This window comes from Mesorhizobium sp. B283B1A (assembly GCF_020165735.1).
GTDB lineage: Bacteria > Pseudomonadota > Alphaproteobacteria > Rhizobiales > Rhizobiaceae > Mesorhizobium > Mesorhizobium opportunistum.
The window spans coordinates 104,314-124,892 of the sequence record NZ_JAIUIQ010000014.1 but is presented as its reverse complement, the minus strand read 5'-3'; the positions used below and the strand labels follow the sequence as shown (position 1 = coordinate 124,892).

Genomic DNA, 20,579 nt, shown 5'->3' with positions numbered 1-20,579 from the left:
TGGAACGGGGCGGCACACGGCCGCCCCGTTGCGATTAGAGGGGCGATTACAGGTTCGGGCACTGCTGGCCGGGGTCGACGCCTTCGAATTTGTCGACCACCGTCACCGAGCCGTCCGCCTTCACCTGGCCGAGATACATGGTCAGCGGAGCATGGTGCTGCTTGCTCATCGAGACCATGCCACGCGGGCCGGCGAAGGATACCTCGGCAAGTGCTGCGAGCACAGCGGCGGTGTCGGTTGACCCGGCTTTCTCGACCGCGGCCTTGTAGAGATAGATACCCTCATATTCCGGCACCGAGAGGTCATTGGGGGTGCGCAGCTCGGCACCGAACTTCTTCTCGATCGCGGCAAGAAAGCTCTTGTTGGCGTCGCTGCCGATACTGGTCACGTAGGAAGCGGAAATGAAGATGCCGGCAGCGTCCGCGCCCATGCTCTTGGCTGTTCCCTCATCCACGGCGAGGTTGCCATAGGGAATGGTGACCCCGGCGCCGCGCAGCTGCTTGGTCAAGGTGACGTTGGGTGCCCCGCCGGCGGTCGAGGTAATCACCGCATCGGCGCCGGAGCTCTTCAGGTTGGAGATGATCGCTGTCCAGTCGCTGCCTTCCATCGGCAGATACTCCTCGCCGACGACGCTGGCGCCAGACTTCTCGATATAGGCCTTGGCGAATTCCAGCATGCCGCGACCGAACGCGTAGTCCGAGCCGATCAGGAAGAATTTCTTGGCGCCTTGCGTTTTGATGAAATTGTCGACGATCGGCGGCACCTGCTGCTCGGGCACCCAGGCATTGACGAACAGATTGGCGTTGCAGGATTTGCCCTCGTAGAACGAGGTGTAGATGTAGGGGATGTCGCCCTTCGAGATGATCGGCAGGCCGGCATTGCGGGCAGCACTGGTCTCCATGGTGATGACGGCGTTGACCTCCTTCTGGAAGACCAGCGAATCGAAGGCCTTCTGGGCGCCCGCTGCCCCCGAGGCATCGTCGGCGATCTCCAGCGCAAGCTGGCGTCCCAGTACGCCGCCAGCAGCGTTGATCTCGGCGACCGCGAGTTCGGCCGATTGCACCACCGACGGCGCGACGACGCTGTTGGCGCCGGACAAGCCGACCGGGATGCCGATCTTGATCGGACCGTCCGCGGCGAAGGCGGCACTGCTCAGGGCGGCGCTGGCGAAGGCAAGGATCACTGCTCTGTTCTTCATGGTATTCCCCTTTCTCTGGTTGATCGTACCGGGTAGTGCCGGCTTCTTCTTGGTTATCCGTAGACGTCGCTGCGGCGGTCGCCGATGGCGTCGTTGCGTTCGCTCAGCGCCCGCGCCTTGGCGACCTCGCCGAGGTTGATCGTGGCGATGAGGATTTCCTCGTCGGCTTCGCTGGCCGGCCCGGCGATCGGCCAGCCGGTCGGGCCGACGATCAGGCTCCTGCCGACAAAGGGCTGGCCGCGCTCGATGCCGACACGGTCGGCGCAGGCGATGTAGATGCCGTTGCTGTGGGCGGCCGCCTTGTGCAGGATGTTGGCCATCGGCTCCGGGTGGTCGCCCTGAGCGGGCATCGGCACCCAGTTGGTCGGCACGCAGACCAGCTCGGCGCCCTTTAGCGCCAGCTGCCGGTAGGTCTCCGGGAACCAGCCGTCATAGCAGATCGCCACGCCGATGCGGCCGATCGCGGTCTCGAACACCGGCAGGCCGAGATTGCCCGGCTGGAAGTAGAGTTTTTCGCGGTTCCACAAATGCAGCTTGCGATAGGTGCCGATGGGACCCGAAGGCCCGCACAGCATGGCGGCGTTGAAGAACCGGTCGCCGTCGCGCTCGGCAAGGCCGCTGACGATGTGGAGACCGAGTTCGCTGGCCAGCGAGCACAGCAGCGCTGCACTGCGTCCCTCCGGAATGGGTGCTGCGAGTTCGGCGAGTTCTTCCTGGCTGTCGAAGACATAGCCGCTGTCGGCGAGTTCCGGCAGCACCACGACCGAGGCGCCGAGGCCGGCGGCCTGGCGGATCAGCCGCTCCATCGATCTGAGATTCTTGTCCAGCCGGCCGATCGCCGGTTGGAACTGGATGCAGGCCAGACGGAGGTCCGCGGATGCTGTCGCCGATAGTGCCAAAGGCCTGTCTCCAAACGCAAAAAACCCTTGGGCGCGGAAGTCATCCGCGAGCCAAGGGCTACATAGCCATCAATGTGAAACGGCATTCCTGCCGAAGAGCAAACCTGCTCGTGCTTTAAGAAGTTGCACGGACCGAAGACTGCGTCAAGAGCCAAAGATTCCGACACCAAGGGACGGTGATGAGTTCAATTTATAGAAGTTAAATCAGCCGGTTATAGGAGATTTCTACCGCGCCCCGCCGTCAACACCTTATCGATCGTTCGGCTGTTTCTGATTGCCTTGCGCGGAAATCCCGAAGCCGAAAGCCCGCATCGCTTCCTGCGCGGCGAGGATGCCGTCGGCCTCGGAAACCAGCGCGACGCGCTTCGATGTCGCCTGGTCGCGGATCAATTTGTAAGCAGTCTCCTCGTCGACGCCGTTCATCTCGACCAACACCTTGACCGCCTTCTCGATGGTCCTGCGCCCTTTCAGCGTATCCTCCAGCTTGCGCACCTTGTTGGCCAGCCGTCCTTCATAGCCGTAGCGATAGCGCGCGAGCGCAAACTGCGTCAGCACGCCAAGCTGCCTGAGCGGCTTGGTGATGACGCCATGGGCGTTGAGATCGATGATCGCCTTGATCGAGGTCGGGCTTTCATAGGTGACGATGGCGACCACCGCCGCACTGACGCCTTCGATCAGTGACACCATCGCGTCTGTCGGCGCCTCGCCGACCTGTACGAACACCGTATCGATGTCGCCAGGGATCGCAGCCGGCGGCGGCCACGCCGCCCTCACCTCACAGCCGAGGCGCCGCAAATGATCGACAAGTGCCGCGCCATCCTCGTCCTTGGGATGGATGACGAGGATCTTCGCTTGCCGCAGATCGTTGAGGATGCGTTTGAGCGTTGCCGTCATAGTTTTACAGCCACGGCTCTTCGAAATGGGTCGAGGCGAGATAGGGGTCGGGCCGGATCGCGACCTGCGACTGCCAGGCAATGTCGAACTGGCCGGCAGCGTTGGCGATGCCGATGCGTGGTGTCGACCAGACGTGGCGGTTTTCCTGGTCGAACATCATCCGTCCCTCCGGCGACGCATAGTCGACTTCAAGCGCTGCCTGGCTGAGGCGGAAGGTGTCGAGGGTTCCCGCCTTCTCCAGCGCGCGGGCGAACAGATGCACTTGCGTATAGGCGGTTTGCGACCACATGGTCGCCGTCGTCCGGTCGCCGAACCGGCGGGCGAGCTCGCCGACGAAGCGCTGGTTCTCGCCGCTGTCGACGCTCGCCAGATAAGGGGCAGCCAGCACATGGCCGGTGCAATGCTCGGCGCCGATGACGCGGATCTCGCCTTCGGCCAAGGTCAGGCTGGCGATCGGCCGCTTTGCCCGGTCGATGCCGGCTTCGGCATAGAGCCTGTAGAGGATTTGCGCACTGCGCCCGATCACCGTCGAGAACACCGCGTCCGGGGCGGCCTTCTCGATGTCGGCCATCAGCCGGCGCATCCGGCGTTCGTCGGCATTGAGCGGCACATATTGTTCCTCGACGATCGTGCCGCCCTTGCATTCCAAAAGGTCGCGCATGACCCGGTTGGATTCATGCGGATAAATGTAGTCGGACCCGGCCATGAATACGCGCGGCCCGTAGCGCTGCAGGATGAAGTCGGCCAGCGCGAAGGTGTTCTGATTGAGCGTGGCGCCGGTGTAGAGGACGTTTTCTGAATATTCGAAGCCCTCATAGATCGAGGGGTACCAAAGCAGGCCGTTGTAGCGCTCGACGATCGGCAGCACGGCCTTGCGGCTACCCGACATCGAACAGCCGAAGATGACATTGACGTCGTCCTCAGTCAGAAGCCTGCGGGCGAGCGATCGAAACGCCTCGGGGTCGCTACCAGGATCGTAGGCTATGGGCTCGATCTGCCGCCCCAGCACGCCGCCGCCGGCATTGATCTCCTCGATGGCAAGCGCCGTCCCGTAGAAATGCTCGCTTTCGGTGACCGAGGTGATGCCGCTGCGCGAAAAAAGGATGCCGACGCGCCATGTCTGGGCTGTTCCTGTCACGGCAATCCTCCCTGCTCTTTTCCGGCAAAGGCCTATTGCACGCGAGGCCTCATGGCAATCGCCATCGGGACAGCCGGCCGTAGTTGCGACCGGTCCCGGAGAGTTGATCTTCATCCCTGCGTTTTTTCTAATATATTGGGAACACGCCCAGAGGGCGACGATCTAGCGGGCTCTCTGATCGAACCAAAGTTGACGCAACTACGATGTTCAGGGGCGCCGGCAATGTCTGCAATCTGGCAACAGCAAAGATCACGTCAACAGCTGACATGCGGCGCGGAGCTGACATTCAAGCGGAGTCATTGTTATCGGGTTCGCCAGACCATACGAGATCATACGAGAGATATGGGTTGGCGAACCAGCCGCTAAAATATTGATTTGTGTAGAAAGTACTGACCCCCCGGGGCCACTATAACCATCGATTTTGTAGTTGAAAATTCAACTCAACCCAAAACGCTTTAGGCCCGTTGTGGGCCGCCCGAACCTCGGTCAGCCTGCGGCTCCGTCCCGTCGATTATCAATCGCTTTCCAAAGCGACTCACCAGACCGCACCAACTATCCGACAGATGCCGTTTAGGCTGCAATTCCAGGCTTGGGTTTACGATGGGCGCGTCATTCCTTCAAACCGGCGACGCGCTTGAGAAATGGCCTTTGGAGTGTCGGCAAGCGGCCGACCACCCGAAAGGCCGCATTCCTGAATGTCTGCAGGACAGGACTGTCCGATTGCGCCATCGACAGGACACGCTCGCTGAGTTTGATCCAGCGCCGCCCTACCGGCCATCGCTCACCGGTATAGCCGGTAAGCGTGCCTTCGGCAAAACGCCTGGCAAAACATGCCGCATCCTCAATGCCGAGATTCATGCCCCGGGCGCCCAGCGGAGAATGCGCATGCGCCGCATCGCCTCCCAGGAACATGCGGGTGTTCTGGTAGCGCGTCGCTTGCCGCGCGGGGATGTGGAACCGGTCAGTCCGCAACAGGCGGACGACCTGGTAGGCGCCAGGGACGCGGGCAAGCGCATCGTCGGTGTTGGATACCGCGCGGTAGCGGTTCTGGCCGATCGGAATGATAAAACCGACATCGCCATTTCGGTGCAGGAATGCGTGGGCAGCCACCGGTTCGTACGGCCATTCGTCGATGTCGGCATCGGCGATGCTCCATTGCCTGCGATGCGCATATCCTTCGAACTCCACGGCCATGGCGTGGCGCACCACGCTTTGCGCGCCATCGGCTCCGAAGACGTAGTCGAAAGTTTCCTCACTTTGGCCGTTGGGGGCGTCGATCCGCGCTGTGGCCGCGTCGCTGGCTTCCTGCAGGTCAACCAGAGTATTGCGCCATCCGACCGCGATACCGAATTCCGCCAACCGCGCAGCCATTATGGTTTCCGTTTCCCTTTGCGGCAGCGACAGCAGAAAATTGTAACGATGAGGCAGAACCGAGAAATCGATCCTTCCGAGGGGTTGGCCGTTGGCGTGAAAACAGGCTCCGCGGATTTTCAGGCCATTGGCCAGCAGCCGGGCGGAGACGTCGCTGGGTTCCAGAATATCGAGGCTGTGCGAACTGATGCCGACCGCCTTGGCGAGCGGTGTCGGTCCGTCCTTGCGGTCGATGATGCGGGATGCGACATCGCGCCTGGCCAGTTCAAGCGCCAGGGTCAGGCCTGTCGGGCCGGCTCCGACAATCAGGATGGAGGGATCGCGCGCCATTGGACATCAGCTTTTCGGCAATGCGTAAGCGATGACATCATCGCCAACCTTCGTCTCCATGAAATGATGGCCGCCGGGAGCGATGACGACGTACTGCCTGCCACCGACCTCATAGGTCATTGGCGTGGTCTGCCCGCCGGCCGGAAGGTCGGTCTGCCAAACCAGCTTGCCGGTTTTGATGTCGATGGCACGCAGCTTGTTGTCCGTCGCAGCAGCGATGAAGATCAGCCCGCCCGCCGTCACCAGCGGCCCGCCATTGTTCGGTGTGCCGATGTCGAGCGGCAGCATCGAGGGAATGCCCCACGGTCCATTTTCGACCGCGCTGCCGAGCGGTTCGTCCCACAGCGTCTTGCCGGTTTTCAGATCGATGGCGCGGATATGACCGTACGGGGGTTCGGAACAGAGCAATCCAGTCGACAGCCGCCAGCCGGCATTGACTGATATGGCATAGGGAGAGCCCATCTGCGGGTCGCCAATATCTTTTGCCTTTTTGGAACTGCCTCCCTGGGCGATGGATTTGAAGCCGAGCTGATCGGCTTTTTCGCGCGGCAGCAACTGATCGTAGTTCGGCATGTCGTTGTAGTTGGCGATCAGGATGCCGTCGTCCGTATCCACAGCGACGCTGCCCCAGTCGGAGCCGCCATTGTAACCGGGGTACTCGATGAAGGGTTTGTCGACTGTCGGCGGTGTATATTCGCCTTGATAAGACGCGCGGTGAAACTGGATGCGGCAATAGAGTTGATCGAGCGGGCTCATGCCCCACATCTTCTTTTCGGTCAGCGCGGGTTGATCGAGATGTGCGTAGCCGGAATAGGGCTGCGTCTTCGACAGCTTGTCGGGTTCGACACCACCGGACGGCACCGGCCGCTCATCGACCGGGAATAGCGGTTTGCCGGTCTTGCGGTCGAGCACGTAAATCTGCCCCTGCTTGCTGGGCACGACGATTGCGGGAACCTTTCCGTCCGCCGTCGGGAAATCGACGAGCGTGGGCTGGGAACCAAGATCGTAGTCCCACAGGTCGTGATGCACGGTCTGGAAATGCCACACCGGCCTGCCTGTCGTGACATCGATGGCGACGATCGAGGAATTGTACTGGTTTTCGAAATCCTTGCGATCGACCCCGTAATAGTCGACGGCGGCGTTGCCGAGCGGCAGATAGACGTAGCCGAGTTGCGGGTCGGCGGCGGCGACGGTCCACATGTTCGGCGTGCCGCGCGTGTAGGTGTCGCCCGCGGGTGGCGCGCCCGTGCGATCAGGATGGCCCATGTCCCAGGCCCAGACGAGTTTGCCCGAGGTCACGTCGTAACCTCGCACGACACCGGATGGTGCATCCTCGGCTTGACCGTCCTTTACTTGGGCACCCACGACGGCGATGCCGCGCACGATGATCGGCGGAGCCGTCACGGAGTACCAGCCTGGCACGGTCTCGCCGATCCCTTGCGTCAGGTCGACAATCCCCTGCTGGCCGAAGTCGCCGCAGAGCTTGCCATTCATGGCGTCGATGGCGATCAATTTGGCGTCCAGCGTACCCCACACGATGCGCGTGGCGCATGGCTGACCGGCGCCTGCGCCCGGCTTGGCATAGTAGGCGACGCCGCGACAGCTGGCACCGTAGGGGATGGCATCGTCAGGTACTTTTGGATCAAATCGCCATTCCTCCTTGCCGGTGGCTGCATTGGCGGAGATGACGATGCCTTTGGCCGAACAGGCATAGAGATGACCATTTACCTCAAGCGGCGTGTTTTCCGGCGAATACATGTCCTTGGCGGCCTTGTCGGGCATGTCGCCGGTGTGGAAATCCCAGACCTTGGTCAGTTGCGAGACATTGCCGGCATTGATCTGTTTGACGGGCGAATAGCGGGTCGCCAGTTCGGAACCGCCATAGACCGGCCAATCGGGTCCGGCAGGGTGTGCCGCCATGTCGGGTTGCCCGGTGGCGCCGTTCGTTGGCGTCGCTGTGGTGGCGGGGGCGATTGCGGGCGTTTCCTGCGACCGCGCCGTCATTGTGAGATGATGGAAGCCGAATGCGCAGGCAAGAACCAGGGTTGCCGATGTGGTCGCGTATGCGCCAAGCCGATTCACGCGCCGACGGCCGAAGGCGGGCAGGGTCAAGAGGACAAAAACCAGGATCACGGTGGGTGCCAGCACGCGGGGCATCAAGCCCCAGCCATCCATGCCGACTTCCCAATAGGCCCAGGCGAGCGTGGCGATCCAGGTCAGGACGTAGAGCCAGACGCCGGCAACGTTGCCGCGCAACAGCAGAGCGCCTGAAATCAAGAGTGCTATTCCGGCTGGCAGATAATACCAGGAGCCGCCCAGTGCGATAAGCCAGCCACCGCCGGCGCCAATCAGCAACCCAAGTATCACCTGCAACACTCCTACGAACACGGTCCACCAGAAGGCGAGGCCGGAACGGCTGAAGTCAGTGGGCGAATTGGCGAGGCCGGTGGACATGGCAAAATTTCCCGTGTCTGTCGGTGGTGATCATCTCGAACGCAGGCCATTCCCCATGGTTGCGGGCTTGTCTATTTTTCAGCCTCGGGTTGGGGTCACCATTTTGTGAGCCGGTCGCGCTGGCGGAACCTTTGCTGCATCGCCCCCGTTAAGCGCTCAATCCAAAAGCTGTCTCCACGCAAATCGGCCAGGGGATGCCGCAGGTTTTTTCCAGCAATGCCAATGGGATTGCCCGCTTTGTGTTGTGGGGCGTTTGCTTTTTCGCGATTTTTGTCGCCATCGGCGGAACCGCGCTTTTGCGTTCCGGCTTTATCACCGGCGTCGGACGCCCGATCGCGCAGGCTGTCCCCTTCAGTCACAAGCACCATGTCGGCGAGATCGGGCTGGACTGCCGCTATTGCCACAACGGCGTCGAGACGTCGGCATCGGCGGGACTGCCCGCGACCGAAGTGTGCATGACCTGCCATTCGCAAATATTCACCAATGCCGAGATGCTGGCGCCGGTGCGTGCGAGCCTCGTCTCGGGACAGCCGCTGCAGTGGCTGCGCGTCAATTCGGTGCCGGATTTCGTCTATTTCAACCATTCGATCCATATCGCCAAGGGTGTCGCCTGCGAGACCTGTCACGGCGAAGTCGACGACATGCCGCTGATGCAAAAGGCACATTCGCTGTCGATGGAATGGTGCCTCGGCTGCCACCGCGATCCCGGCCCCAATCTTCGTCCGCCGCAGGATGTCTTCCTCCTGCATTGGAAGCCGCCGCGGGACATCGAACAGATCAGGCGGTCGCTGATCAGCATCCTCGACATCCACCCAGAGACCATGACGGATTGCTATGTCTGCCACCGCTGACATCAAGCCGGTCTCGGCCTCGGATCTTGCGGCACTTCGGCTCGCCGGCACGAGGCATGAACCATGGCGAAGCCTGGACGAACTGGCCGACACAGCCGAATTTCAACGCTTCGTCGAAGCCGAGTTTCCGGCGATCGCCGAACGCATGCCTCTGGCTGTCGATCGCCGCACCATGTTGAAGCTGATGGGCGCGTCGCTGTCGCTGGCCGGCCTGACGGCCTGCAGCGAGGCCGAGCACATCGTGCCTTATGTGCGCCAGCCGGAAAACGTCATTCCCGGCAAGCCGCTCAACTACGCGACAGCTCTCTCCAGTGATGGCTACGGCATCGGCGCTGTTGTCGAGTGTCATGAAGGCCGGCCGACCAAGGTCGAGGGCAATCCGGATCACCCGGCATCGCGCGGTGCAACCGATGCCATCATGCAAGCCTCGGTGCTGTCGCTGTTCGATCCCGAGCGATCTCGCACGCCGCTCAAACAGGGCGAGCCGGCCAGCTATGATGACTTTCTGAAGGACATCGCAGGGCTTGCCGGTGGATGGGCCACCTCAGGCGGACAAGGCCTCGCTCTGCTGACCGAGGTGACGACATCGCCGACGACCAAAGCTCAGATCGAGGGGCTCAAGAAACGCTATCCCAAGCTTCGTGTCTTCCGGCACGATCCACTGGCGGCTATCTCCGGTGAGCAGGCGACGACGAAGCTGTTCGGCAGAGCGCTGACGCCAATCTACCATTTCGACCGCGCCGATGTGATCGTCAGCCTGGATGCCGACTTTCTCGGGGAGGGGCCAGGTCGTCTGGCCTATGCCCGCGATTTCGCGGGACGGCGTCGCGTGCGCAAATCCTCGGACACGATGAGCCGTCTTTACGTCGTCGAGTCGACGCCAACGATCACGGGCGCCGCGGCGGATCACCGCCATCCCGTCAGGCCGAGTGCAGTGGAAAGCATTGCGGCGGCGATCAAGACCGCGGTCGACGACGGCAACGCGGTGGCCGCCTCGTCGCCGCTGGAGCCGGCTTGGACAAGCGCGCTTGTCGATGATCTCCGCACCGCCGGCCGCAACGCGCTGGTGGTGCCCGGTGCGCACCAGAGACCGTTTGTCCATTCGGTGGCCTTTGCCATGAATGCCGGGCTTGGCGCCATCGGCAACACGCTGGAATTCATCGAGCCTCCCGATGTCATGCCGAACGATGGCGACCTTGCCGTGCTTTGCCAGGCTATCGCCGGCGGCTCGATCGACACGGTCGTCGTTGTCGGTTCCAATCCGCTGCACACGGCACCCTCAGACGTCGATGTCCGCAAGGCCTTTTCGAGGCTCAAGCTTCTTGTCCATTGGGGACTCTACCGCGACGAGACGGCATTTCTGGCTCATTGGCACATTCCCGCCGCGCACGAACTGGAAGGCTGGAGCGATATCCGTGCCTATGACGGCACAGCTTCGATCGTGCAACCGCTCATCCAGCCCCTGTTTGGCGGCAAGAGCCTGCATCAGCTGCTTGCCGCGCTCGGCGCGGATTACGATGCCGACGCGCGGGCATTGGTGCGTGCGACGTGGAAGGCCATGGACGAGGACGGCTGGCGCAAGGCGCTGCGCGATGGCGTGGTGCCTGACAGTGCCACTGCCCCTGTCGCCATCGCCATGCCGTCAGATATTGACGCCGCTTCGCCAAGACCGCCTGTCGCGGACCGGCTGGAGGTTCGCTTCGTCGCAGATCCCTGGCTGCGCGATGGGCGCAATGCCAATGCGTCGTGGCTGCAGGAACTGCCTCGGCCGTTGAGCAAGCTTGTCTGGGGCAATGCGGCGCTGATCTCGCCCGCCACAGCGGAGCGTCTCGGGCTCAAGAACGGCCAGGCCGTCAACCTGGCGCGCAATGGCAGGGATATCGACGCGCCGGTCTGGATCACGCCCGGCCAACCGGACGAGACGGTGACGCTGTCGCTGGGCTTCGGGCGCAAGATCGGGTCGGTGGCCGCGCTGGCTGGCGGGTACGATGCCTTTGCGCTGCGGACCGCCGATGCGCCCTGGTCCGCGGATGGTCTCGTATTGACCGCGCGCGATGGTTCGGCGCGTGTGGTGACGACCCAGCACCATCAGGCGATGGAGGGCAGGGCGATCGTGCGCCACGCCACGCTGGATGCCTTCAAGCGCAATCCGCATTTCGTGCGCGAGGGCGTGCCGCCAGTTCCGACGGAGTCGCTCTATCCCGACTGGAGCTATGACCAGGAAGCCTGGGGAATGGCGATCGACCAGTCGGCCTGCATAGGCTGCATGGCTTGTGTCTCTGCATGCCAAGCGGAGAATAACATCCCGACGGTCGGGCCGGACGAAGTAGCACGTGGCCACGAAATGCACTGGCTGCGCGTCGACCGCTATTACGAGGGCACCGTCGACGATCCGGACATCTTCTTCCAACCGGTGCCTTGCATGCATTGCGAGAAGGCGCCGTGCGAGGTGGTCTGTCCGGTCAACGCAACCACCCATACACATGACGGCCTGAATGCACAGGTCTACAACCGCTGCATCGGCACGCGTTACTGTTCGCAGAACTGCCCTTACAAGGTGCGTCGCTTCAACTTCTTCGGCTATCAGGACTTCGATAAGGACAGCGCCGGCCCACAGCAGGCCGTGCACAATCCCGACGTCACCGTGCGCTCGCGCGGCGTCATGGAAAAATGCACCTATTGCGTCCAGCGCATTTCCGAAAAGCGCATTCGCGCACAGATCGAAAACCGCGACATCGCCGATGGCGAGGTGGTGACCGCCTGCCAGCAGGCCTGTCCGACCGAGGCGATCAGCTTTGGCGATCTCAACAACAAGGGCTCAAGAGTCGTGCGCGAAAAGAGTACGCCGCACAATTATGCGCTGCTCGAAGAGCTGAACACGCGACCGCGCACCACCTATCTCGGTAAGATCACCAATCCAAATGGCCGCATCGCCGGCAAGTCTGGCACGGAGACCGGCGATGGCTGAGGCGGTCGCGGCCAGGGCCAAGGCTAACGCTAACGGGAACCCGTCCGGCCCGTCGGTGCTGCGCGGCCGTCATGATTTTCCGGAAATCAGCGGCCGCATCAGTGCGATCGTTCTGCAAGGCAAGCTGCCGCGGTTCTTCTGGGCGGCGTTCTTCGCCTGTTTCGTTCTCGTGCTGCTATTTCTCTATTCGATCACCTATCTGATCTCTGTCGGTGTCGGCGCCTATGGTGTCGACATTCCCGTCGTCTGGGGAACGATGATCTCCAGCTTCGTGTGGTGGATCGGCATCGGCCATGCCGGCACGCTGATCTCGGCCGTGCTGCTTCTATTACGCCAGCCCTGGCGCGCCTCGATCAATCGCTTCGCCGAGGCGATGACGCTGTTTGCCGTGGCGATGGCCGGGCTCTATCCGATCCTGCATCTCGGCCGGCCATGGTTCTTCTACTGGCTGCTGCCCCTGCCCAACACGCACATGCATTGGCCGCAATGGCGAAGCCCGCTGGTCTGGGATTTCGCGGCGATCTCCACCTACGCAACCGTCTCGCTGCTGTTCTGGTACATGGGCCTGGTGCCGGATCTTGGTGTGCTGCGAGACCGTGCAAAATCGCGTGCCGGGCAAGTCTTCTATGGCATCCTGGCGCTCGGCTGGCGCGGCTCAGCCTTCCATTGGGCGCGCTACCAGACCGTGTATTTCCTGATGGCCGCGCTGGCGACGCCGCTGGTCGTGTCGGTGCATTCGATTGTCGCGCTCGATTTCACCTTCGCCATCACGCCGGGCTACCATTCGACGATTTTCCCGCCCTACTTCGTCGCCGGCGCGCTGCTCTCCGGCTTTGCCATGGTGTTGACCATCGCCATTCCCTTGCGCTGGGCCTTCGCGGTCGAAGACCTGATCACGCTTCGCCATATGGACAATGCCGCCAAGCTGATGATCGCCGCGGGCATGGTGGTCATGTACGGCTACGCATCGGAAGCCTTCTTTGCCTGGTATTCAGGACGGCCCTACGAGCGCGCCATGATGGTCCAACGCGCCGTCGGCCCCTATGCGCCACTGTTCTGGACCATGCTGTTTTGCAATTGCGTCGTGCTGCAGCTGCTTTGGGTACGACGCGTGCGGCTCAACATGCCGTTTTTGTTCGCGATCGCGCTGGTCATCAACATCGGCATGTGGCTGGAACGCTATGTCATCGTCGTGACTGGCCCGAGCCGCGACTACCTGCCGTCTTCCTGGGGCGAGCAATCGCTGACCTGGCTCGATTTCGGCATCCTGTTCGGTTCGATAGGCACCTTCTTCGCGCTGGTCTTCCTGTTCATCCGCATCCTGCCGGCGATCACTATCTTCGAGGTCGAGGAATTGGCTGAGGAGAAGGGCGGCGCGACGTGAGCCTCTATGGTGTCATCGCGGCTTTCGCTGATCCGGACGCGCTGTCCGAGGCGGCTCTCACGATGCGCGACAAAGGCTATCGGCGCATGGATGCATTCTCGCCATTCGAGGTGCGCGGCCTTGCCGATAGTCTCGGCATGCGAAAGACGCGGCTGCCATGGGCGGTGCTGGCCGGCGCCGTTGCCGGCGCGGTGTTCGTCTACACGCTGATCCTCTATTCGGTCGAGGTTGATTTTCCCATCAATGTCGGCGGCCGGCCGCTGCATTCCTGGCCGCCCTTCACGGTGATCGCTTTCGAGGCTGCCATCCTCGGCGCGGCCCTTGCCGGCTTCGGCGGCATGCTGTGGGCAAATGGTCTGCCGCGATATCATCACCCGGTCTTCAACGCCAAGAGCTTCACCTATGCAGGCGGTGGGAAGTTCTACCTGCTCGTCGAGGCAACCGACCCGAAATATCGCAAGGGCATCACCAAGGCCCAACTGACGCGGCTTGGCGCGGTAACGGTCGAGGAGGTGGAGGCATGAAGAAGGCGCTGAAGCTTCTCTTGCCGCTGCTCCTGGTCATCGCCGGCTGCAAGCAGGATATGGCCGACCAGCCGCGCTACGACCCGCTCGCCAGCAGCACACAGTTCGCGGACGGCATGTCGGCCAGGATGCCGGCCGACGGCACCGTGACGAGGGACGCCGACCTGACGGCAACGCCGGATAAATTTCCCTATCCGATCACCTTGGCGTTGCTCCAGCGCGGCCAGCAACGCTTCGACATCTTCTGTTCGCCCTGCCATGGCCGCACCGGAGACGGTCACGGCATGGTGGTCCAGCGCGGTTTTCCGCCACCGCCGAGCTATCATCAGGATGCCCTGCGCAAGGCGACGGACCGGCATTTCTTCGACGTCATCAGCAATGGCTATGGCGCCATGTTTCCCTATGCCGCGCGCGTGCCGCCGGAAGACCGCTGGGCGATCGTCGCCTATATCAGGGCTTTGCAATATTCACACGACGTGCCTGCCAGCACCTTGCCCGACGATCTTCGTGCGAAATTCGATGCGGAGGCCGAACGATGAGGCGGCTCGTGTCGCCCGCAGGATATTATCCTCCGGCGGTCTTGGTGGCCGGCGCCGGGGTTCTGTTGTGCATCGCCGGCCTGTCCCTCGAACCACGCACCACGCTGGCCGGCTGGCTCACGGTCTCGTTGTTCCTGCTCGGATTGCCTCTTGGCGCGATGACGATCCTGATGGTGCATGGGTTGACAGGCGGTAGATGGGGCGAGGCGCTGCGTGCGCCCTTGCGCGCCATTGTCGCCACTTTGCCGTTGGCGCTGCTGTTGCTTCTGCCCATTGTCGCGCGGCTTGATCTCGTCTTCCCGTGGGCGGGAACCGCCCCGGCTGCGCTGCCGGAGACGGTGCGGCAAAAGCTGGCCTATCTCAACGTGCCGTTTTTCGTCATTCGCTTCATCGCCTGCACGTTGATCTGGCTGGCGCTTGGCTGGTTGACCCTTTGTTGGACAACACCCGCCATTGACCGCTCCGCTCCCCCGTCCAGCCGTCGCCATGCGATCGGGCTGATCGTTCACGGACTTGCCGTAACGGTGTTCGCGATCGACTGGATGCTGTCGATCGAACCGGAATTAACCTCGACCATCTACGCCATGCTTGAAGCCGCAGCAGAGGTCGTCGGTGCGTTTGCACTGGCTTTGATAGTGCTGGCGGCCAGCCGCGCCATCGAGACGATGCCAGGCGGCGAGGACGATACGGCGCTGGGCGAGGACGTCGCCAACATGCTCTTCGGCTTCATGCTGATCTGGGCCTACCTGTCCTTCATGCAGTGGCTGATCATCTGGGCCGGCGACCTGCCGGAAGAAATCCACTGGTACGTCCTTCGCAGCCGGGATGGCTGGCAATATCTGCTCTGGCTGCTGATCGCGCTGCAATTCGCCGTGCCCTTCGCCGGCTTCCTCAACCGTTCGGTCAAGCGTAGCCATCAGGGCCTGCTCGGACTTGGAACGCTGGTTCTGGCCGGACATTTCCTCGATGCCGTCTGGCGCATCCGCCCGGCTCTGTCGGCTGCCAGCGCACCGATGTCCTGGACCGACCTGGCGGCGATCGCCGCGGCCGGCGGCGCGTGGTGCGCCTGGTTCCTTTGGGCCTTGTCCGAGCCGGACCGGATTTCATTCTGGCGCAGGAGGCAGATCCGTGGCTAAGGCCTTGCATCCGGAAACGCGCGATGTCCGGCCAAGGGTGCTGCTTTTGTTTGGTGCCGGCCTGCTCGTATTCCTGACGCTGGCCGCGGTCGCACTGAAGGTGATTTTCAGCACGACACCTTACTGGCCGCTGGCGGGTGCGGGGACCACAAGCTCCGAAGCGAGCCCCGCATTGCAGCGGTCGCCAGCAACCGACCTTGCGGCATTCCGCAAGCAGGAAGATCTGGAGCTTGGCAAATTCGCCTGGGTCGATCGCGATGCCGGCATTGCGCGCATCCCGATCGCCGACGCGATGAAACTGATCGCGGCAAAAGGATTGCCGGACTGGACTCGGCGAGCCACGGCGGCGGGGCAAGATTGCGCGCTGCTTGGAAGCCAGGTGCCGCGAGCGCCTCAACTTGCCAATTGTGCCGATCAGAGCCCTGGTACCCGGCCGAGTGATGATCAGTCCACTGTTCCGGGTGGCAGCGGGGCAAAGCCATGAGGCGATGGCTCCTGGCTTTGGCAGCGTTGCTTACCTCGACCTTTGTCGAGGCGGCGGAGCGGCCGTCTTTCGAGCCGCAGATCGGCGCGCAGCTTGCCGTCGACAGTATGTTTCAGGATACGTCGGGCGAGCGGTCAACGCTGTCCGCCGTCCTCGACGGACGCCCAGCCCTGGTCGTCTTCGGTTATGACAAATGCCCCAACCTCTGCGGTGTGACCCAGCAGGCCGTGGCTTCCGACCTGAACAAGACGGGTCTCGATCCTCAGAGTTACCGGGCGCTTTTCATCTCCATAGATCCCTCCGAAACCATGCAGGACGCAAGTGCTGCCAAGACAGTGGTTGCGCAATCGGCGGCGCCAGGAGAGTTTTCAGCCTGGCGCTTCCTGACCAGTGCCGACGGAGCGGGCGCAGCTCTTGCGGCCGAGGCCGGCATCACCTTCGATAGGCGTGACCGAATAGCACAGTATGTCCACCCAATCGCCGTCATAGCCCTGACGCCGCAGGGGCGGATTGCGCAAGTGCTGCCGGCGCTGACTTTCGAGCCGCGCGATCTTAAGCTCGCTTTGGTTGAAGCATCGGCAGGCCGCCTCGGATCAATCGCTGACCATGTCTTTCTGCTGTGCGCCGGCTTCGATGCGTCGAAAGGGCAGTACACCTCGGCGATAGAGGCGGCTGTAAAGGTGGCGGGGGCCGCGACTCTCCTGGCGCTCGGCGCGAGCCTGTGGATGCTGACGCGGCGGAGGCGGATTTGAGCTTCGGCATTCCCTTCACGCCGCCTGAGGCTTCGTCGATCGCCGGCAGCGTCGATACGCTGTTCTACACCTTGCTTGCCTTCACATTTGCCTTGGGCGTTTTTCTGGCTGGCCTCGTCGTCTTCTACGCCATCAAATACCGCGCCGGCTCAAAGGCCGAGCGCACGGGGGAACGGACGCGCAGCCTGCCTCTCGAGCTGACCTGGACGGTCGCAAGCTTGCTGATTGCCTTCGTCATCTTTGGTTGGGGCGCCGTGCTCTTCCTTCGCCGCGAGCATCCCCCCATCGACGCGCTCGAGATCGCCGGCCTGGGCAAGCAATGGATGTGGGAATTCCGTCATCCCGGCGGCCAGCGGGAAATCAACGAACTGCATGTACCGGTCGGCAAGGCGGTGATCGTGTCGCTGGCATCGCAGGACGTCATCCACTCCTTCTTCGTGCCGGCCTTCCGGGTCAAGCAGGATGCCGTGCCGGGACGCACAACGCATGTCTGGTTCATCGCCGACGAGCCTGGTCGCTACCATCTGTTCTGCGCGCAATATTGCGGGACACAGCATTCCGAAATGGGCGGCTGGGTGACGGTGATGCCACCGGAAGCCTACGCCGCGTGGCTTGGCGACCAAGGTCAGGGCGACACGCTTGCCGCCGACGGCGAAAAGCTGTTTCGCGCGCTTGGCTGTTCAGGCTGCCACGGCAACTCCAGCAAGGTGAGGGCACCGGATCTGGCCGGCATCTTCGGACGGCCGGTGGCGTTGGCCAACCAGCAGACGGTCATAGCCGACGACCGCTATTTGCGCGATTCCATCCTCAACCCGAAAAAGGAAATCGCTGCCGGCTACGATCCAGTGATGCCGAGTTTCGACGGCGTGGTCGATGAGGGTGAGATGCAGATGTTGCTTGCCTATCTCAAATCTCTTTCGCCTCGGGCGGCGACAAAGAGCGGGGCAGTTCAATGAGCACCGAGACATTGAGGCCGTCGAGTTACCTGGGAGAGGGTGCCGGTCCCGCCGCGTGGCTGCTGACCACCGACCATAAGCGCGTCGCCTGGCTCTACCTCATTTCACTCACCGCCTTCTTCTTCCTCGGCGGCGCGTTTGCCGTTCTGATCCGCGTCGAACTTGCGACGCCTGCCGGCGACCTCGTGTCCGATGACACCTACAACCGGCTGTTCTCGCTGCACGGCATCATCATGGTCTGGTTCTTCCTGGTGCCATCGATCCCCGCCACGCTCGGCAATTTCCTTTTGCCGCTGATGATCGGCGCGCGGGATCTTGCCTTTCCAAGGCTTAATCTGGCGAGCTGGTATGTGTTCATGCTGGGCAGCCTGTTTGCCCTGGCTTCCGTGCTTGCCGGCGGCGTCGATACGGGCTGGACCTTCTACACGCCGCTCTCCACGCTCTACGCCAATGGCTTCGTGTCGATGGCAGCGCTCGGCGTCTTCATCGTTGGGTTTTCGACGATCATGACCGGCATCAATTTCATTGTCACCGTTCACACGCTGCGGGCGCCGGGATTGACCTGGTTTCGTCTGCCGATCTTCGTCTGGACGATGTATGCCACCGCCCTGGTGATGGTGCTGGCGACACCCGTGCTCGCCGCCTCGCTGATCCTGATCGTGCTGGAGCGGGTGTTCGGCATCGGCATTTTCAACCCGGCGCTTGGCGGCGATCCGCTGCTGTTCCAGCACCTGTTCTGGTTCTACTCGCATCCGGCCGTCTACATCATGATCCTGCCCGGCATGGGCGTGGTCTCCGAGGTGCTGCCCTGTTTCAGCCGACGGCCGTTGTTCGGATACAAGGCGGTCGCGCTGTCCTCGATGGCGATCGCCGTGTTTGGCTTCCTGGTCTGGGGCCACCACATGTTCGTCTCCGGCCAGTCGGCCTATGCCGGCGTGCTGTTCTCGTTCCTGTCGTTTTGTGTCGCTATTCCCTCGGCGATCAAGGTGTTCAACTGGAGCCTGACGCTGCGCAAGGGCGAGATCACGTTTGAAACCCCGATGCTCTACGCGCTGTTTTTCCTGGCGCTGTTCACTTTCGGCGGCCTGGCCGGTCTGTTCCTGGCGGCACTCGCCATCGACGTCCATGTCCACGACACCTACTTCGTGGTCGCCCATTTCCACTACATCATGGTTGGCGGCATGGTGACGGCCTATATGGCCGGACTGCATTTCTGGTGGCCGAAGCTGACCGGCCGGATGTATTCCGAGACCTGGGGACGCATTGCAGCGACGGTCACCTTCCTCGGCTTCAACCTCACCTTCTTTCCGCAATTCGTGCTCGGCTTCCTCGGCATGCCAAGGCGCTATCATACCTATCCGCCGGAGTTCCAGTTCTGGCATGTCCTGTCGTCGGCTGGCGCCGTTGTACTGGCGGTGGGCTATCTGATGCCGCTGTTCTATCTCGGCTGGTCGATGTTTCGCGGCGCACGCGCGCCCGCCAATCCATGGGGCGCCACGGGGCTCGAATGGCAGACTGCTTCGCCGCCGCCACCGCACAATTTCGACACCATGCCAAAGGTCAGCCGACCGGCCTATGACTACGCCATGAAGGGGCTGCAGCACGAAAGATTCAGCCCGCACAAGGAGGAGGCCTGATGGCTGCGTCGAATGAAAGCGTCGCGTTCGACACACCGGCCCGCGAGCGGTCGGCCGATACATTTGCCATGTGGGTCTTCATCTGTTCTGAAGCGATGCTGTTCGGCGCGATCCTGCTGGTGTTCCTCATCGCGAGGATCAGCTACGGGCCAGCCTTCGCCGCCGCGTCACAACACCTTTCGCTGCCGCTCGGCACGTTGAACACGGCGGTGTTGATTACCTCCAGTTTCGCCATGGCATTGGCACACCTCCAGGCCAGCTCTGGCCGCTGGCGTGCGGCGGCCTGGTCGCTGGCCGCAACAGCGCTGCTGGGCGTCGCTTTCCTTGGTATCAAGGCAGCGGAATATACGACGGAGTTCCGCGAAGGCGTCGCTCCGGTGCTTGGCGCCCCGTTCACCTACGATGGGCCGGATCCCGCGCATGCCGAATTCTTCTTCAGCCTCTATTTCGCGATGACCTCGCTGCACGCATTGCATCTCGTTGGCGGTCTCGTTGTCATTGCCGGCATGTTGGTGCTTTGGTCGCGGGCGACGGAAGCGAACCGGCTTCGTCGCGTGCGCGCCATCGGCCTCTACTGGCATTTCGTCGATATCGTCTGGGTTTTCCTGTTCCCCGTTCTCTACCTGATCAACCGATGAGCGAATTTCGCAAACTGACCTTCGCCTATCTAGGGCTCCTGGCCTTGCTGGGTCTGACGGTCGGGTCGTCGTTGGTCGAACTTGGTGGATTGAACTCTGCCCTCAACCTGGTGATCGCCGCGGCCAAGGCGATCGTGATAGCCATTTTGTTCATGCAACTGGCAAGACAAGATGTCCTGCCGCGCCTCGCCGTTGCCGCGACGGGCCTGTGGCTGGCCATTCTGTTCGGCTTGACGTTGGTGGGGCAGTGAGATGCTTGCGACCCGCCGGCCGGGATCGTCTGACCTCAGGCCGCCGGCTGCATCGCCGCTCTCAGCAGCATGCCGAACAGGTCGAATCTGATTTGCTCATTCTTGGGAATCCCGATTCAATCGGCGATGAAGCCGGGCCCACTGCCCCAAGTGAGATCATACGAGAGATGCGGGC

Annotated in this window: 18 protein-coding genes; 12 read left to right on the top strand and 6 right to left on the bottom strand. The window is 62.4% G+C overall.

Features of this window, described 5'->3' with window-relative positions; all coding sequences use genetic code 11:
- Positions 1-46 precede the first annotated feature (46 nt).
- From LB577_RS14670 to LB577_RS14645, 6 genes are all read right to left on the bottom strand, one after another.
- Positions 47-1,198: a substrate-binding protein gene (locus LB577_RS14670; protein ID WP_224687226.1), complete on the bottom strand. Its 1,152-nt coding sequence runs from the start codon at positions 1,196-1,198 to the stop codon at positions 47-49.
- A gap of 53 nt (positions 1,199-1,251) precedes the next feature.
- Positions 1,252-2,097 carry a nitrilase family protein gene (locus LB577_RS14665; RefSeq protein WP_224687225.1) on the bottom strand — a complete coding sequence of 282 codons (846 nt, stop codon included), beginning with the start codon at positions 2,095-2,097 and terminating at the stop codon, positions 1,252-1,254.
- Positions 2,098-2,346: 249 nt separating this feature from the next.
- The gene (locus LB577_RS14660) at positions 2,347-2,991 is read right to left on the bottom strand and encodes an ANTAR domain-containing response regulator (protein WP_224687224.1); all 645 of its coding nucleotides are present in this window, start codon (positions 2,989-2,991) and stop codon (positions 2,347-2,349) included.
- Positions 2,992-2,995: 4 nt separating this feature from the next.
- Entirely contained in the window at positions 2,996-4,129 is a 1,134-nt protein-coding gene (locus LB577_RS14655; protein WP_224687223.1) for a transporter substrate-binding domain-containing protein, read from the bottom strand.
- 609 nt (positions 4,130-4,738) lie between these two features.
- Positions 4,739-5,830 carry an FAD-dependent oxidoreductase gene (locus LB577_RS14650; protein ID WP_224687222.1) on the bottom strand — a complete coding sequence of 364 codons (1,092 nt, stop codon included), beginning with the start codon at positions 5,828-5,830 and terminating at the stop codon, positions 4,739-4,741.
- Between the two features lie 6 nt (positions 5,831-5,836).
- Complete coding sequence (locus LB577_RS14645) at positions 5,837-8,284, bottom strand: membrane-bound PQQ-dependent dehydrogenase, glucose/quinate/shikimate family (protein WP_224687221.1); 2,448 nt, start codon at positions 8,282-8,284, stop codon at positions 5,837-5,839.
- Positions 8,285-8,478: 194 nt separating this feature from the next.
- Between LB577_RS14645 and LB577_RS14640 the strand changes: the two genes are divergently transcribed.
- From LB577_RS14640 to LB577_RS14585, 12 genes are read left to right on the top strand one after another with little or no spacing between them, the layout of a single operon-like run.
- Positions 8,479-9,135 (top strand): cytochrome c3 family protein, encoded by a 657-nt coding sequence (locus LB577_RS14640; RefSeq protein ID WP_224687220.1) that lies wholly within the window; start codon positions 8,479-8,481, stop codon positions 9,133-9,135.
- Positions 9,119-12,103: a TAT-variant-translocated molybdopterin oxidoreductase gene (locus tag LB577_RS14635; RefSeq protein ID WP_224687219.1), complete on the top strand. Its 2,985-nt coding sequence runs from the start codon at positions 9,119-9,121 to the stop codon at positions 12,101-12,103. The genes LB577_RS14640 and LB577_RS14635 overlap by 17 nt, the downstream gene beginning before the upstream one ends.
- Positions 12,096-13,487, top strand: coding sequence for an NrfD/PsrC family molybdoenzyme membrane anchor subunit (gene nrfD, locus LB577_RS14630; RefSeq protein ID WP_224687218.1), 1,392 nt, complete (start codon positions 12,096-12,098; stop codon positions 13,485-13,487). Before LB577_RS14635 ends, nrfD begins: the two co-directional genes overlap by 8 nt.
- On the top strand, positions 13,484-14,011 hold the full coding sequence (locus LB577_RS14625; protein ID WP_224687217.1) for a DUF3341 domain-containing protein: 528 nt from the start codon (positions 13,484-13,486) through the stop codon (positions 14,009-14,011). Before nrfD ends, LB577_RS14625 begins: the two co-directional genes overlap by 4 nt.
- Positions 14,008-14,550 (top strand): c-type cytochrome, encoded by a 543-nt coding sequence (locus tag LB577_RS14620; protein ID WP_224687216.1) that lies wholly within the window; start codon positions 14,008-14,010, stop codon positions 14,548-14,550. Before LB577_RS14625 ends, LB577_RS14620 begins: the two co-directional genes overlap by 4 nt.
- The gene (locus LB577_RS14615; RefSeq protein ID WP_224687215.1) at positions 14,547-15,686 is read left to right on the top strand and encodes a hypothetical protein; all 1,140 of its coding nucleotides are present in this window, start codon (positions 14,547-14,549) and stop codon (positions 15,684-15,686) included. Before LB577_RS14620 ends, LB577_RS14615 begins: the two co-directional genes overlap by 4 nt.
- Positions 15,679-16,170 carry a hypothetical protein gene (locus LB577_RS14610; protein ID WP_224687214.1) on the top strand — a complete coding sequence of 164 codons (492 nt, stop codon included), beginning with the start codon at positions 15,679-15,681 and terminating at the stop codon, positions 16,168-16,170. Before LB577_RS14615 ends, LB577_RS14610 begins: the two co-directional genes overlap by 8 nt.
- Positions 16,167-16,922, top strand: a complete 756-nt coding sequence (locus tag LB577_RS14605) for an SCO family protein (protein ID WP_224687213.1) — start codon at positions 16,167-16,169, stop codon at positions 16,920-16,922. The genes LB577_RS14610 and LB577_RS14605 overlap by 4 nt, the downstream gene beginning before the upstream one ends.
- Entirely contained in the window at positions 16,919-17,878 is a 960-nt protein-coding gene (gene coxB, locus LB577_RS14600; protein ID WP_224687212.1) for a cytochrome c oxidase subunit II, read from the top strand. The genes LB577_RS14605 and coxB overlap by 4 nt, the downstream gene beginning before the upstream one ends.
- The gene (ctaD, locus tag LB577_RS14595; protein WP_224687211.1) at positions 17,875-19,515 is read left to right on the top strand and encodes a cytochrome c oxidase subunit I; all 1,641 of its coding nucleotides are present in this window, start codon (positions 17,875-17,877) and stop codon (positions 19,513-19,515) included. Before coxB ends, ctaD begins: the two co-directional genes overlap by 4 nt.
- Positions 19,515-20,153 carry a cytochrome c oxidase subunit 3 gene (locus LB577_RS14590; protein WP_224687210.1) on the top strand — a complete coding sequence of 213 codons (639 nt, stop codon included), beginning with the start codon at positions 19,515-19,517 and terminating at the stop codon, positions 20,151-20,153. The genes ctaD and LB577_RS14590 overlap by 1 nt, the downstream gene beginning before the upstream one ends.
- The gene (locus LB577_RS14585) at positions 20,150-20,404 is read left to right on the top strand and encodes a cytochrome C oxidase subunit IV family protein (RefSeq protein ID WP_224687209.1); all 255 of its coding nucleotides are present in this window, start codon (positions 20,150-20,152) and stop codon (positions 20,402-20,404) included. The genes LB577_RS14590 and LB577_RS14585 overlap by 4 nt, the downstream gene beginning before the upstream one ends.
- Positions 20,405-20,579 lie beyond the last annotated feature (175 nt).

What these genes read in the sequence shown, in the direction of transcription:
- LB577_RS14670 (WP_224687226.1), bottom strand. Translation starts at nt 1,198, where the DNA reads ATGAAGAACAGAGCAGTGATCCTTGCCTTCGCCAGCGCCGCCCTGAGC.
- LB577_RS14660 (WP_224687224.1), bottom strand. Translation starts at nt 2,991, where the DNA reads ATGACGGCAACGCTCAAACGCATCCTCAACGATCTGCGGCAAGCGAAG.
- LB577_RS14650 (WP_224687222.1), bottom strand. Translation starts at nt 5,830, where the DNA reads ATGGCGCGCGATCCCTCCATCCTGATTGTCGGAGCCGGCCCGACAGGC.
- LB577_RS14645 (WP_224687221.1), bottom strand. Translation starts at nt 8,284, where the DNA reads ATGTCCACCGGCCTCGCCAATTCGCCCACTGACTTCAGCCGTTCCGGC.
- LB577_RS14640 (WP_224687220.1), top strand. Translation starts at nt 8,479, where the DNA reads ATGCCGCAGGTTTTTTCCAGCAATGCCAATGGGATTGCCCGCTTTGTG.
- LB577_RS14635 (WP_224687219.1), top strand. Translation starts at nt 9,119, where the DNA reads ATGTCTGCCACCGCTGACATCAAGCCGGTCTCGGCCTCGGATCTTGCG.
- nrfD (WP_224687218.1), top strand. Translation starts at nt 12,096, where the DNA reads ATGGCTGAGGCGGTCGCGGCCAGGGCCAAGGCTAACGCTAACGGGAAC.
- LB577_RS14620 (WP_224687216.1), top strand. Translation starts at nt 14,008, where the DNA reads ATGAAGAAGGCGCTGAAGCTTCTCTTGCCGCTGCTCCTGGTCATCGCC.
- LB577_RS14615 (WP_224687215.1), top strand. Translation starts at nt 14,547, where the DNA reads ATGAGGCGGCTCGTGTCGCCCGCAGGATATTATCCTCCGGCGGTCTTG.
- LB577_RS14605 (WP_224687213.1), top strand. Translation starts at nt 16,167, where the DNA reads ATGAGGCGATGGCTCCTGGCTTTGGCAGCGTTGCTTACCTCGACCTTT.
- ctaD (WP_224687211.1), top strand. Translation starts at nt 17,875, where the DNA reads ATGAGCACCGAGACATTGAGGCCGTCGAGTTACCTGGGAGAGGGTGCC.
- LB577_RS14590 (WP_224687210.1), top strand. Translation starts at nt 19,515, where the DNA reads ATGGCTGCGTCGAATGAAAGCGTCGCGTTCGACACACCGGCCCGCGAG.
- LB577_RS14585 (WP_224687209.1), top strand. Translation starts at nt 20,150, where the DNA reads ATGAGCGAATTTCGCAAACTGACCTTCGCCTATCTAGGGCTCCTGGCC.